This window comes from Janthinobacterium sp. EB271-G4-7A (genome assembly GCF_020858075.1).
Lineage (GTDB): Bacteria > Pseudomonadota > Gammaproteobacteria > Burkholderiales > Burkholderiaceae_D > Janthinobacterium > Janthinobacterium lividum.
Genome location: NZ_JACYMI010000002.1, coordinates 53,746 through 67,705, shown reverse-complemented (window position 1 = coordinate 67,705; position 13,960 = coordinate 53,746). Strand labels below are relative to the sequence as shown.

Sequence of the window (13,960 nt, the reverse complement as noted above, 5' to 3'; positions counted from 1 at the left end):
GGGACTGGGTAGCGGAAAGCGGCTCAGGCGGCCGGGCAAGCGGCGTTGCCGTTGTCAAAAGCGCGCACCACGCTCGCCGTATCGGCGGCGATACGGTTCACGGCGCGGCGGTGACCGAGCACCAGTTCATCGTAGCCGGCGCCCACCTTTTCATTGGCTATCGTGCGGCAAGTGACCACCTTGCTGCTGGCCAGCTGGCGCACGCTCCACACGGCATCGATCAGCGCATACTGGCCCATCACCGACTCGAAACGCTGCACATTGGTGCTGATACGGTACACGGGCAGGTTGTCCGGATGCGGCGTGCGGAACACATCGATGGCGCCCAGGTCATTCGTCACGGCCGTCGACAGGGCCTGGCCGATCTCGCCGGCCAGCGGCCCGGCCCAGCGCTGCTGCTCCAGCAGTTCGATGCGCCCCGATGGCCCCGTCACGACAAACTGGTTGCGGCTCACCTGCTGCGGCACGCTGACGGCCAGCACCTCGACATAGTATTTGACGGGTTTGGCCGGCTGCGCGTCGGCGCCGCCGCTGAGCGTATAGAAATGCTCGGGCTGGGGCGTGGAGCAGGCGCCCAGCAGGCTGGCCGCCAGCAGCGCGGAAAAAATTGGTTTCATCATTTTTTTTCATCTCCTTTTTTACCGCGGATCAGGGACTCGGGATGACGTTCCAGGTAATCCGACAGCGCGTTCAGCGATTGCAGGGTTTGCGTCAGCTGCTGCAAAGCCTGGCGCACGTCCGACTGCAGTGGCGAATCCTTTTGCAGCACCTGTTCGGCGGTGCCGAAGGTCTGTTTCGCCGCCGTCAGGGTATCGCGCATTTCCGGCACCACCTGGCCATCGAGCTGCCTGAACAGGGTATTGGCCTGCTTGATGGTGGCGTTCAGGTTATTGCCGATCTCCGCATAAGGCACCTGATCGAGCTTGCGGGCGATGCTGGCGATCTGCGTCTGCAGTTCATCGAGGGTATTGGGCACGGTCGGCACTTCCAGCGGATACTTGTTCGGATCGAGCGCCACCTTCGGCGCTTTCGGGAAGAAGTCCAGCGCGATGTACAGCTGGCTGGTGAGCAGGTTGCCCGTGCGTAGCTGGGCGCGCAAGCCACGGCTGACCATGCGTTCGAGCAGTTGGTGGCCGGCCGAGCCTTCCTCATCGTCGACGGCGGCCTTGAAGCGCATGCCCAGGCGGGCCGGGTACAGATTGACGGTGACCGGCATGCGGAAGTTCTTCTTCACGGGATCGAACTCGATGCCGACCGAACGCACCTCGCCCAATACGATGCCGCGGAAATCCACCGTGGCGCCAGGCTGCAAGCCGCGCAGCGACTGGTCGAAATAGAACACGGTGGTAATCGCCTGGCCATCGGGCTCGCGCATGGCGCTGGCCTCGTCGGCCGCCAAGCGGAAATTGGTATTGGCCGGCGCCGGTTCCTCGGGTTTGCGGCCATTTTCCGCCTCGAAGGCGATGCCGCCCACCAGCATGGCGGCCAGCGACTGCGTGTTCAACTTGAAGCCGTTGGAATCCAAGCGCACATCGACGCCGCTGGCATGCCACCAGCGCGCATTCTTGCCGACGAACTGGTCGTATGGCGCGTTCACGAAGACCGACATGGTAATGCCGTTGCCATCCTTGTCCAGCGCAAAGCTGACCACCTTGCCCACGCGCAGGCGGTGGAAGAACAGGGGCGAACCCACGTCGACGGAACCGAGACTTTCCGCATGCAGGGTGTACAGCTTGCCCTTCTGGTCACCAGCCACGGCGGGCGGACTCTCCATGCCGACGAAATTCTCCTTTTTGGCTTCCGACTTGCCCGTGTCGACGCCGATATAGGCGCCCGACAGCAAGGTACCCAGGCCCGTCACGCCGCTGGCGCCGATCTGCGGGCGCACCACCCAGAAGCGCGAATCGGCGGTGGCGAAACGGCGCGCCTCCTTGCTCATGTCGATCGTCACGAGGACATTGCTCAAATCGTCGCCCAGGGTGATGGCGCGCACCTGGCCGATATCGACATCCTTGTATTTGACCTTGGTCTTGCCCGGCTCCAGGCCTTCGGCGCTCTTGAAGCTGACCGTCACCGTGGGCCCCTGGTCAAGGATGGACCTGGCAGCCAGGCCGGCGCCTATCAGGGCGGCCAGCAGCGGAATGAGCCATACCAGCGACGGCAGCCAGCGGCTGCCCTGTTCCACATCGGGTTCCGGCAATGGACGGCCACCCGTTTCGGCAAGGCCGCCCGCTTCTTTGTCAGACATGCTGTTCTCCAATCACTGTATTGTTTCCGGTATTTGCCACCACCACGGGTTCTTCCTCGCCAGGCACCTGCCCGTCGACGGGGTCCCAGATCAGGCGCGGGTCGAACTGCATCGCCGCCAGCATGGTCAGCACCACCACGGCGCCAAACGCCAGCGCGCCGGGTCCGGCCGTGATCACGGCCAGCGACTTGAAGCGCACCAGCGCCACCGTCAGGGTGACGACAAAGATGTCGAGCATGGACCAGCGGCCGATGAACTCGACCATGCGGTACAAAATGGTGCGCTGACGCGGGCGCCAGCGCGAACGCCGCTGCGCGGTGAACGCCAGCAGCGCCAGCACGCCCAGCTTGAGCATGGGCACGACCACGCTGGCGATGAAAATGATGATGGCCAGGCCCTTCGAGCCGCTGGTCCAGAACAGCACCACGCCACTCATGATGGTATCGTTTTGTGCGCCAAACAGGGAATACGTCACCATCACGGGCAGCAGGTTGGCGGGAATATAGAGGATCATGGCGGCGATCAGCAAGGCCCAGGTGCGGTTGATGCTGTCCGGTTTGCGCACGTGCAGGGCCGTGCCACAGCGCACGCACGCCAGGTGCTTGCCCTTGCCCAAGGGCGGCGCCACCAGGCCGCAGGCATGGCAGGGCACGACCTTCTCGCCGGGCGCAAAGGCCTTGTAGCGGATGCCGGGCAGCGCTTGCCGGGTCAGGTCGTCGCCCAGGTTCCACAGGGCCTTGGGGTCGAACGAGACGACGATGGCCAGCATCAAGGTCAGCGCGCCAAACGCGAACAGCCCCGGTTGTGGCAGCACCGTGGCCAGGCTGGTCATCTTGACGACGGTGATCAAGATGCCGATCATCAGCACTTCCGTCATGCCCCATTCGCGCGCCGTCTGCACGGCGCGCAGCACGCGGTTAAAACCCGGCACCTTGACGCCGCCGCGCAAGCCCAGCGCCACATACAGCAGCGAACCGAGTTCGATGGCGGGAAAGAGTATGGTAAACAGGAAGACCATCGTCGCCACGATATGCATCTGCTCGGACCACAGCACGCGGATGGAACCGAGCAAGGTGGCGCTGGACGTCAGGCCATTGACGTCGAGTTCGACGATGGGAAAAAACTGGGCGATCAGGAAGACAAAGGCGGCGCCCAGAGTCAGCGCCACCACCTTGCTCAATTCCGCCGATGCGCCGCGCGCATGCGAGCCGCGGTACAGCACCGAGCGGCAACGGATGCAGCGCGCCTTTTCGCGGGGACGCAGCGGACGTTTGCGGTACAGCACGCCACAGTCATGACAGCTAATCAGGTCGTATCGGTGCACAGGTTCACGATGAGCAGTTGAGTCCCCTGCATCATACGTCAAAGCAACCTTCTACCGCAGGCAAAAGAAGACAGACGAGCAGCCTCAGGCGATAGTCGCCACTGTTGGCGCCGGCTTGCTCACTTTGCCAAAAAGCAGTTTGGCGGCGATTTTATTTTTTGCCAGCAAGACACCAGTCGCGCAGCAAATACATGTGACCAGCAAGCCGATACTGAACCCCACCAGAGTGGCAAGCGGCGCAAACGCCACCGGCTCAAAATAGCGCACCGAAATTTTAGTGACACCGATAAAAGCATACTGGCCGATGATATAAATATACAATGAATTTTTACCAAAGATAATAAACCCTTGGATGATCCTCTCACCAAGCTTCAAGTAGGCTACATAAAACACACACAATGCGAATACAGAGGCTATTGCACCGGCAATATAACGCAGCGCAATATTTTGAAAGTTTTCAGAACTTAACTCCATTCCTGTAACATAAATATAAGTCTGATTATTCCACAAGAAGAAACAAATCAGCGCAAGAACACCTGAAACAGGAAAAATTACATTTTTATATGGCATCAATTTTTCAACATACGAGCCAGCGGCCAGATAATAGCCGGCCAAGAAAAAAGGACATGTATATTTAATTAACGGCAAAATACCCCAGTCCGGAATGAACAGACTGAAAAAAAACAGGATCAACGATACCCAGAACGAATAGCGGCCAAAGACATTGGCAATCGTCACCAATACGAGACTAGCGAACAACGCCCATAGAAACCAAAGGCTCTGCAGTATGCTGAGAAGCAAGGAGAAAGGAAAATCCTGGTCAATCTTTTTTTTAAAAACAAGGGTAAGCGCAACCCGAAATAAAATCTCCCATATGGCAATAGGAACCAGTAAGGAAAATATTTTCGATTTAATGAACTCCAAAGGCGGTGTGCGGAGTACACTATTACGGCTCACATAACCGCTAATAGCGATAAACAACGGCATGTGAAACATGTAGATAGCTTTAAAGGTAGGGTCTTGGAAGAATCCCTCTTCCTGATATGCTGCACATTGCACCGCATGTCCGATCGACACCAGAAAAATCAACATCCCCTTGTAAAAGTCTACGCAATTACTTCTCAGCATGAATAAACTCCGGCGTTATGATTTTTTTGGATAAATTCCGGCACCCGAAACAAATTTTTGCATAAAGTATGTGGGCACAGGACAGTGGAAGACACTCAATGTCATTCAACGTCGCGATCCGCGTATGTTACAGACCACGTTACTTTTGCGGATTTTCACTCAGACGCAGCGGGCGCTTTCGCTACAACAGCCACATTCATGACAAATGATCAGCTTGTTTCAGAACACAGTGTGAAGTTTACCGGTACACAGTGCGTGCCTATTCCATATCAGTGCCAGCCATCATATTACAAAGGCCCCCCTTGCGCCACTGCAAGGTTAACGTTCGAGCAACAGTGCCTCCACCGCACGGCCAATTTGCAGCACTCTTTCATCCGCGCCGGCCAGGCCGCAAATGCCCAGCCCCACGGGCAGCTCGTCCTCGGCATGGCACGGCAGCGACAGCGCGCAGCCATCGAGGAAGTTGATCACGCTGGCGTTGCGCAGCACCAGGCCATTCGTGGCAAAGAAGGTGGCGTCATCCGCTTCCAGGGGCGCAACCTGCGGCGCCAGAATCGCCACGCTGGGCATCAGCCAGGCGTCGAATGGCGCCAGGCGCCGCCGGGCGACGGCGATCAGGCGCGCGCGCGCATCGAGCAAATCGATGTAATCGGCCGCGCCCTGCTGCTGGCCGCGTCGGATGCGCGCCGCCACGCGCTGGTCGTATTGCGCGCCCTTCTCTTCAAGCAGCACCTTATGCCAGTGCCAGGCTTCCGCCGCCACCAGGCCGCCGCCGCCATTGATCTCCGGCAGTTCCAGCAACTCGGGGAAATCGAACTGTTCCACCAGGGCGCCGGCTTGCCGCAGCTTGTCCAGCGCGGCGTCGAAAGCCCGCTGCACCTGCGGCTCCACGTGCGTACCGACATAGTCAAGGGTAAAGCCGAAGCGCAAGCCTTTCAGTGCTGGCGCCTGCACGCCGATGTCATGGCCCGACAGCGCCGCGTACAGAATGGCGCAGCAGTCGACGCTGCGGGCAATGGGCCCTGCCGAGTCGAGAGAGCGCGACAAAGGCACCGTGCCCGCCAGCGACACGGAAGCGGCCGTCGGCTTGAAACCCGTCAAACCGCAAAAGGCGGAAGGGATGCGGATCGAGCCGCCCGTGTCCGTGCCCAGCGCGCCGGCCGCCATTGCCAAAGCCACCGTGACGGCGCCGCCCGAAGTGGAGCCGCCCGCCACACGTTCATGGTCCAGCGGATTGCGCGGCGTGCCGTAATGGGGATTCAAGCCCAGGCCGGAAAACGCGAATTCGCTCATGTTGGTGCGGCCCAGCAGGACGGCGCCGGCCGCTCGCAGGCGCGCCACGGCGCCCGCATCGGCCACGGCGGGCGGGGAGTCGGCCAGCGCCAGCGAAGCGGCGCTGCTGGTTTGCCCCTCGACGTCGAACAGGTCCTTGATCGAGATGGGCACGCCGGCCAGGGGCGAGGCAACGATACCGGCCGCGCGCGCCGCATCGCTGGCCCGCGCCTCGGCCAGGGCCTGTTCGCCATCGAGGCTGACATACGCATGGCCGCCCTGCGCCCGGTGCGCCTCGGCGCGCGCCAGCATGCGCTGCGTCAGTTCCACGCTGGTGATGCGTCCGGCGGCCAGGTCGGCCGCCAGTTCGCGGATAGTCTTGGTCAACTGGGTCATTCTCTTATCCTTCCACGGGCAGGGTTTGCACGGCATAGCGGTGCTGCAAGCGGCGCTGCAAGGCTGGATCATACAGCTCCAGCTCGAAGGCGTCGCCGTGGCCCATTTCACCGATGATGGGCTGCGTGCCGCAGAACATGGCGCTGCCCACTGGCAGGGTCGCTTGCCCCGTGTAGCGCAAAATCAAATCTTCCGGCGACAGCATGCGCGTCACGGGACCATCCTGGTACAGGGCCGGCACGCCGGCGCGCTCGCGCCAGGAGCGCATCTGCAACTGGTCCCAGTGGCCGGCCACGTCGGCATAGCGCCACAAGGTATCGCCCACGGGCTTGCCGCACATCTGCTTCGACACCGTCACGCCATAGCTTTCCACCCTGCGTTCCGTATGGTCGGAACCGATCCCCACCAGCAAGCCGTATTCCGTGGAGAACAGCACGAATTCCGCCTCGCCGGACGAGTCCAGGCCCGGCACTTCGATGGCGGCGTCGCTCGAGAGCAGCGCTGCCGAAACCCGGTAAAACGTCGGCACGCTTTTCGGGCGCGCCACGCCGATGGCTTCCAGTTCGGCGATATGGTGTTCCACCATCGCCATGTCGCGGCCCGTCCAGCCGGCGATAATCAACTGATCGATATCGAAGGTGACGGGGCCGTGGCCGGCCAGTTGAAAACTCAATGTCGTCATGATTTTATTCCTCAAGGGGGCCGCGGCCCGTTTCGCGTGCAGCAAAAACGGCGGCGCCGGTGATCAGCAAGGCCGCCGCCACATACAGCGAGACGGCCATGCTGCTGTTGTACGAGCGGTACAGGCTGGCGATGACGAGCGGGGCGAAGCCGCCGCCGATGACGCCGGCCAGGGTGTAGGCCAGCGAGGACCCCGCATAGCGCACCTTGGTCGGGAATTGCTCGATGACGAAGGCGGCCTGCGGGCCGTACATGATGGCGTGGATGACCAGGCCCACGACGACAGCCGTGACGATGGCAGCCGGGCTGGCAGTATCGAGCAAGGTAAAGAAGGCAAACGCCCACACGAGACCCAGGATGGCGCCCAGCGCATACACGGGACGGCGGCCGATCTTGTCCGACAGCGCGCCAAACACGGGCACCGCCAGCGCATTGCAAGCCGTGCCGATCATGATGGCGGTCAGTGCCAGCGTCGACGACAGGTGCAGCACCGTCGTCACATACGTGAGCGTGAACACCACCACCAGCGCATACAGCACGTCCGAACCGATGCGCACGCCGCCGGCGATCAGCAGACGGCGCCAGTAGATGCGCAGCACGTCGCCGATCGGCGCTTCCGCCTTCGCATCCTGCTGGTCGAGTTCCTTGAACAGCGGGGTTTCCTCGATGCCGCTGCGTATCCACATGCCGAAGGCCACCAGCAGCAGGCTGGCGATGAACGGCATGCGCCAGCCCCAGTCCATGAACGCTTCATGCGGCAGCAGGTAGGTGATCAGGCCGATGCAACCGGTCGCCAGCAAGGTGCCGAACGACGGTCCCACCTGCGTCCACGACGCGTTGCGGCCCCGCTTGTCCGCTGCCCCGTGTTCGACGGAGATCAGCACGGCACCCGCCCATTCGCCGCCCAAAGCGATGCCCTGCACGAAGCGCAGCGCCACCAGCAGGATGGGGCTCCAGATGCCGGCCGTCGCGTAAGTCGGCAAGAGGCCCATCAGGCCCGTCGTCACGCCCATCAGCATCAGGGTCACCACCAGCACCCAGCGGCGTCCCAGCTTGTCGCCCAGGTGGCCGAAGATCACGCCACCGATGGGACGCGAGATATAGCCGACGGCATACGTGGAAAAGGCCAGGATGGTGCCCGTCAGCGGATCGAACGAGGGAAAGAACAGATGGTTGAAGATCAGCGCGGCCATGGTGTTGTAGACGGTGAAGTCATACCATTCCAGGGTCGTGCCGACCATGCTGGCCGTGGCCAGGCGGCCCGTTTTCGGCTTGTCGCCCGGCGCCTGGGCCGCCGGATGCGCAGCGTTTGCCGTTGTATATGTGGTCATTGCCTACCTCTCTCGTCAGTTTTATTGCAGGCCCGGCGCAGGATGCGTTGCCCTGCGCCGTGGCCCGTGTCTCGTGTTATCAGTGCCGGCAAGATGCGCGCCGCCGTGTCAGGCAGCGTGCAGGTCGGCCTCGCGCAGTTGCCAGGACAGTTGCAGGATGGCTGCCTGCTCAGCGTCCAGGCCCAGCGCCGCGCTGGCGGCATCGGCCGCCGCCAAGGCGGCGCTTTCGGAGGACGCGTCGATCAGGAAGATCGGGTCGAGCACGCGGCCCTCCTTCTGCTCCGCCGGCAGGGGGCCGGACAGATTCGCGTCAGGCGTGAGCAAGCGCGTGGCAATGACGCCATCGATCTGCAAAAGCTGCGCGCCCAGCGCTGCCATGCTGGCCACGGCTGCGGCATCCTGGCCGATGGCGGGCGCGCCCAAGCGCAGCACGGCCAGCCAGGCGCCCGTGCCCATGCCCGTTTCCGCCTCGATGGCGCAGACGCGGCGCATCGGATCGAGCATGCGCTGCAGATTCGTCACCGACCATGGGGTCTGCTGGCCGAAGGCCTTGAAATAGTCGGGGGTCTGGAAGGCGCCCAGCGAATCGGTGCGGTACAGGCCCAGGTATTTGCGCGAACCGCGCACGCTCTGGTAGCGCGTGCCGCTGACGAAGCCGGGAATGCGCACGCGCTCTTCCACGTGCTCGCGGTCGTACCAGCGGTTGAAATCGAGCTCGTGTTCCGGGTCGGCGCTGGTCCAGACAAACAGGATGCCTGGCAAGGTGGGGGACGTCGTCATGATGGTTCCGTTCTGCGTGATGGATGGTGTGCCAACCCAGAATAGGTGGCGCGCCGTCACTTGGCAAACGGGTTATTCTGAACGCGACTGATAAGTTTTTCTTGTGGGTGGAGCCAACAATGCTGTCGGATTACGCGCCTGGGCGCTCATCCGACCTACGCGACTCACCTCGACCACGGCATCGTAGGTCGGCTTAGCGCCAGCGTAAGCCGACATCACCCTGCCCCATATTCCTCACCCAGCGCCAAAGTGAACCTGGCCGCCTCCTCGCACGCCAACATGGCCACCAGCTGGATCGCTTCCGTCGTGATGTCTTCGCTGTAGCTGATGACGATGCGCTGCGGCGCCAGGCTGCTGGTGCAGGGAATCAGGGCGATGTGGCCCTGTTCAATTTCCTCGCGCAGGGGCGCCAGCGGCAGCACGGCGATGCCGAAGCCCGCTTTGACCAGGCGCACGATGGCGGAGATCGAGCTGACGCAGTGGACCCTTCCCAGCTGCACGCCCTCGTCCTGGCACAGCGCCTTCAAGGCGGAATGCGGCTGCGAACCGCGGTTCATGGTGATGATGGGGTGCTGCGCCAGTTGCGCCACCGTGAATGGCGCGCCCGTATCGGGCCAGTCGGCGGCCCTGCCGGCCCAGCCCATGGCGATGGCGCCGCTGCCCGTGCTGCGGATATGGTCGCCCGTCAGCATGTCCGTCTGCAGCGCGATATCGAGTTCGCCCTGCTGCAGCTGTTCGTGCAGGCGGCGCGTCGATTCGGACGTCAATTGAATCTCGATGCCCGGATAGCGCTCCTGCACGCGCTGCAGGAACGGGATCAGCCACGTATGCACGATGGTTTCGATGACGCCGATGCGCACTTCGCCCGTGATCTGCGCGGGCGAGGAATTGGCCGCATACATATCGCGGCACAGTTCCAGCATGCGTTCGGCATACACGAGCAGGTTGCGTCCGGCGAAGGTCAGGCGGATTTCACGCGCGTCGCGGTCGAACAGGCGCGTGCCGAAATCCTGCTCCAGCGAAGCGATGCGGTTTGAGATGGCCGCCTGCGTGATGTGCAGCTTGTCGGCGGCCGTGCGAAAGCTGCCCAGCCGCGCTGCCCAGACAAACGCTTCGAGAAAACGGGTATTCAATTTGGCTCTTCAATCAATGGGGGCACTTCTTCACAGAATATGTGGTCGCCCCATTGTAAGCCAAAGCGCGCTGCCTTATTTCTGGCCCAGGAAGTCCAGCAGGGTCAGGGCGACGATCTTGCTGGCCCTGCGCAAATCATCGAGCGCCAGGCGCTCGTCAGCCTTCTTCGCGTTCGATTCGGGCACCGTGCGCGGCCCGGCGCCATACAGCACGGCGGGGATGCCCCGCTCGCCATACAGGCGCGCGTCCGCATACAGGGGCGTGCCGACGGCGGGAATCGTCTCGCCGAGGATGGCTTGCGCATTCTTTTGCAGGCTGCCGACCAGTTGTTCGGAACCGGGCAAGGGTCGCAGCGCGTGCGACAGCAGCAGGCGGCGGATCTCGATGCGGATGCCAGGCTCGCCCCGCACGGCGTCTTCGATCAGCGCGCGCACCTGCGCTTCCACCGCCACAGGATCTTCTTCGGGAATCATGCGGCGGTCCATCTTCATGACGACCTTGCCCGGCACCACATTGGTATTCGTGCCGCCGTCGATGCGCCCCACCAGCATGGTGGGCGAGTCGATGCCGGCCACTTTGGATTTGATCTTTTTCAGCTCCGGCAACTGGCCGTAGATGGCGTTGAGTATCTTGTTGGCCGCCTGCAGCGCGTCATGGCCCGTCTCCGGCATGGAACCATGGCCAGCCTTGCCGTGCACGGTGATTTCCAGCTGCAGGCAGGCGTTGTGCGCCGTGACGATGCCGTAGCTGAAACCGGCGGCGATGACGAAATCGGGCTTCGTCAGCTGCTGTTCCAGCAGCCAGCCCGGCCCCAGCAAGCCGCCGAATTCCTCGTCATACGTGAAGTGCAGCTCAAGCTGGCCTTTGAGTGGAATGCCCAGCGCTTCGAGCGCGCGGGCGGCAAATACATAGGTGGCGAAATCGCCTTTCGAGACGGCCGTCGCGCGGCCATACATATAGCCGCCGTCTATCTGGCCGCCATACGGCGGATACGTCCAGTTGTCGCCGGGCGGCACCACGTCGCCATGCGCATTCAGGGCCACGGTCGGCCCGCCTGCCGTATACGGCCGGCGCACGATCAAATTGGTGATGCTTTGCATGCCGTACGCTTCCACCTGATCGTTTGGGACGGCGTGCTTTTCCGCCTGCCAGCCATACGCCTGCAGCAGCTGCGCCACCAGTTCCGCATGGGGCGCGTTGTTGCCGGGCGGCGTATCCGTCGGCTGCTGCACCACCTTCTGTAAAAATGCGACTTCCTCGTCGAAGTGATCATCGATCCAGGCCGTGATTTTTTCTGCGTGCGTTGTCATTTTGCTCCTTGCATGGTCTGTTGCAGCCAGGCGCCAAGTTCGCTGCGCTCGGCCTCCGTCATATTGGTCAGGTTCCCGATCGGCATGGCCTTCAATTCGATGGCCTGCTTGTAGATTTGCGCCGCGTGCTGGCGGATTTCAGTTTCATTATCCAGCATCATGCCGGCCGGCGCCGTGGCGAAACCCGGTTGCGTGGGCTGGGCCGAATGACAGGTGGCGCAGCGCTGGGCGATGATGGCATGCACGCTTTTGAATTGCGCCGCCGGATCCACCGCCGGCGCGGCCGCCACGGCCACGGGCGCTTTCGGCGCGATGGCGATAGCTACGGCCAGCAACAGGGCCACGCCGATGGCCGGATAGCGCCATTCCACTCTTCCCTTGTGGCGCAGGTTGAAAAAGTGGCGGATGAAGACGCCGGCCGCCATGATCAGCGCCAGCACCAGCCACGCGTGGTCGTTCCGGTAGGTCATCGCATAATGGTTGCTGATCATGATGAACAGCACCGGCAAGGTAAAATAATTGTTATGCACACTGCGCTGCTTGGCTTTCAGGCCGTGCTTGGGATCGGGCAGCTTTCCGGCGGCCATGGCCTCGACCATCTTGCGCTGGCCGGGAATGATCAGCATCAGCACATTGGCCACCATGATGGTGCCGATCATGGCGCCCACATGGATATAGGCGGCGCGTCCGCTGAGCAAATGCGTGAGCACGTAGGCGGCACCGACGATCAGCGCGAACACGGTCACGCCGAACCACAGTTCATATTGCGCTAATGTTGACCTGCACAGCAAATCGTACACGGTCCAGCCAATGACGAGGGTGGCGATGCCGATACCGACTGCCTGCCCGCTGGAGATGTCCGCCACGGATTTGTCGATCATCATGGCCTGGGCATTGAAATAATACGCGATGGTCAGCAGCGCGAAACCGGACAGCCAGGTCGAATACGCTTCCCATTTGAACCAGTGCAGTTCCTTCGGCAGTTCGGCGGGCGCCACCAGGTATTTTTGCGGGTTGTAGAAACCGCCGCCATGCACGGCCCACAGTTCTCCCGACACGCCCTTCTTCGCCAGCTCTGAGCCGGGCGCGGGCGGGCGGATCGAGTTATCGAGCCAGACGAAATAGAAGGAAGCACCGATCCAGGCGATGCCCGTGATGACGTGCAGCCAGCGGACGATCAGGTTCAGCCACTCAAGGCCGTACGGGATCAGGTAGGCAAATACTTCCATAAATTTCCTCTAGTCAGACCGAACCAATATTCGTGCCAATCTACACAAGATAAACGGATTTACCGCTCACCACATGAAAAATATCGTATATTTGACATATTCAAATCGATATACAACAGAGGCGCCGCCACATGTCCAGCCTGCCGCAACACCTCGACCTGCACCTGATCCGCATCCTCTACCTGCTGCTGGTGGAAAAGAATGTCTCGCGCGTGGCGCTGAAACTCAATCAGCCGCAGCCATCGATTTCCGCCTCCTTGCGCAAGCTGCGTGAATTGACGGGCGACCCGCTGCTCGTGCGCGGCGCGCGCGGCATGGTGCCGACCCAGCATGGCGAAAGCCTGCTCAATCCGGCCAAGCGTATCCTCGACCAGACGGAGAGCCTGTTCGTCAAGAAGACGCCGTTCGTGGCGCAGGAAGAGGCACGCACCTTCCATATCGCCGCGCCCGATTACCTGGACAGCCAGTTCCTGCCCAACGTGGTGGCCCTGCTGCGCCGCGGCTCGCCGAAAAGCCGCGTCGTGCTGCATAGCCTGGGGCCGGGCATCGACCATATCCGCCAACTCTCCGACGGGGGCCTGGACCTGGTCATCGCCAACTGGGACGAGCCGCCCGCGCATCTGCACATTTCGAAGCTGTTCGAAGACCCCATCATCTGCGCCATGCATGCGGAAAATGCCTATGCGCGCCGCACGGCCAGCGACGCCATGACCCTCGACGACTATTTGAGCCTGCCCCACGTGGCGCCGTCGCAGATGATGCCCGGCTATCACGGCGTGATCGATTCCTTCCTCGAGCGGCAAAACCTGCAGCGTAACGTGGTTGTGGAATCGGCGTATTTCGGCCTGATCCCCTACATGCTGACGCAGACGGACCTGGTACTCACCACGGGCCGGCAATTCATGCGCTTCTATGAAAAGACGCTGCCGCTGAAAACGTATACCGTGCCGCTGAAATTCCCGCCGATGCGCTTTTACCAGCTGTGGCACCAGCGCGTACACCAGGCGCCCGAGCACAAATGGCTGCGCGACCAGGTCAGCGCGGCCGCCAAGGCGCTGGTGCAGCGATAGCCGCTATCAGCACGCGCATATAATGGACGCAGGAACGGGGCGCTATCATCACCGCTT

General features: G+C 62.0%; 12 protein-coding genes. 1 reads left to right on the top strand and 11 read right to left on the bottom strand.

Annotated elements, in window-relative coordinates:
* Window positions 1-23 precede the first annotated feature (23 nt).
* From IGS58_RS17875 to IGS58_RS17825, 11 genes are all read right to left on the bottom strand, one after another.
* On the bottom strand, window positions 24-620 hold the full coding sequence (locus tag IGS58_RS17875) for a PqiC family protein (protein ID WP_052140127.1): 597 nt from the start codon (window positions 618-620) through the stop codon (window positions 24-26).
* Window positions 617-2,248, bottom strand: coding sequence for a PqiB family protein (locus IGS58_RS17870; RefSeq protein ID WP_230522275.1), 1,632 nt, complete (start codon window positions 2,246-2,248; stop codon window positions 617-619). The genes IGS58_RS17875 and IGS58_RS17870 overlap by 4 nt, the downstream gene beginning before the upstream one ends.
* Complete coding sequence (locus tag IGS58_RS17865; protein ID WP_442908372.1) at window positions 2,241-3,533, bottom strand: paraquat-inducible protein A; 1,293 nt, start codon at window positions 3,531-3,533, stop codon at window positions 2,241-2,243. Before IGS58_RS17865 ends, IGS58_RS17870 begins: the two co-directional genes overlap by 8 nt.
* 123 nt (window positions 3,534-3,656) lie before the next feature.
* A complete protein-coding gene (locus tag IGS58_RS17860) occupies window positions 3,657-4,700 on the bottom strand; it encodes an acyltransferase family protein (RefSeq protein WP_081345898.1) in 1,044 nt (347 codons plus the stop codon).
* Between the two features lie 318 nt (window positions 4,701-5,018).
* Window positions 5,019-6,368 (bottom strand): amidase, encoded by a 1,350-nt coding sequence (locus IGS58_RS17855; protein ID WP_070260106.1) that lies wholly within the window; start codon window positions 6,366-6,368, stop codon window positions 5,019-5,021.
* Between the two features lie 4 nt (window positions 6,369-6,372).
* On the bottom strand, window positions 6,373-7,050 hold the full coding sequence (locus IGS58_RS17850; protein ID WP_230522274.1) for a DUF2848 domain-containing protein: 678 nt from the start codon (window positions 7,048-7,050) through the stop codon (window positions 6,373-6,375).
* 4 nt (window positions 7,051-7,054) lie between these two features.
* Window positions 7,055-8,380: an MFS transporter gene (locus IGS58_RS17845; RefSeq protein ID WP_230522273.1), complete on the bottom strand. Its 1,326-nt coding sequence runs from the start codon at window positions 8,378-8,380 to the stop codon at window positions 7,055-7,057.
* A 108-nt stretch (window positions 8,381-8,488) separates the two neighbouring features.
* On the bottom strand, window positions 8,489-9,160 hold the full coding sequence (locus IGS58_RS17840; RefSeq protein WP_230522272.1) for a DUF4286 family protein: 672 nt from the start codon (window positions 9,158-9,160) through the stop codon (window positions 8,489-8,491).
* 215 nt (window positions 9,161-9,375) lie between these two features.
* Entirely contained in the window at window positions 9,376-10,293 is a 918-nt protein-coding gene (locus IGS58_RS17835) for a LysR family transcriptional regulator (protein ID WP_034782414.1), read from the bottom strand.
* 75 nt (window positions 10,294-10,368) lie between these two features.
* The gene (locus tag IGS58_RS17830; protein ID WP_230522271.1) at window positions 10,369-11,604 is read right to left on the bottom strand and encodes a M20/M25/M40 family metallo-hydrolase; all 1,236 of its coding nucleotides are present in this window, start codon (window positions 11,602-11,604) and stop codon (window positions 10,369-10,371) included.
* Window positions 11,601-12,833 carry a urate hydroxylase PuuD gene (locus IGS58_RS17825; protein ID WP_070260122.1) on the bottom strand — a complete coding sequence of 411 codons (1,233 nt, stop codon included), beginning with the start codon at window positions 12,831-12,833 and terminating at the stop codon, window positions 11,601-11,603. Before IGS58_RS17825 ends, IGS58_RS17830 begins: the two co-directional genes overlap by 4 nt.
* 131 nt (window positions 12,834-12,964) lie before the next feature.
* On the opposite strand from IGS58_RS17825, the gene IGS58_RS17820 reads away from it, so the two are divergent.
* Window positions 12,965-13,903, top strand: coding sequence for a LysR family transcriptional regulator (locus IGS58_RS17820; protein ID WP_034754583.1), 939 nt, complete (start codon window positions 12,965-12,967; stop codon window positions 13,901-13,903).
* Window positions 13,904-13,960: the final 57 nt, after the last annotated feature.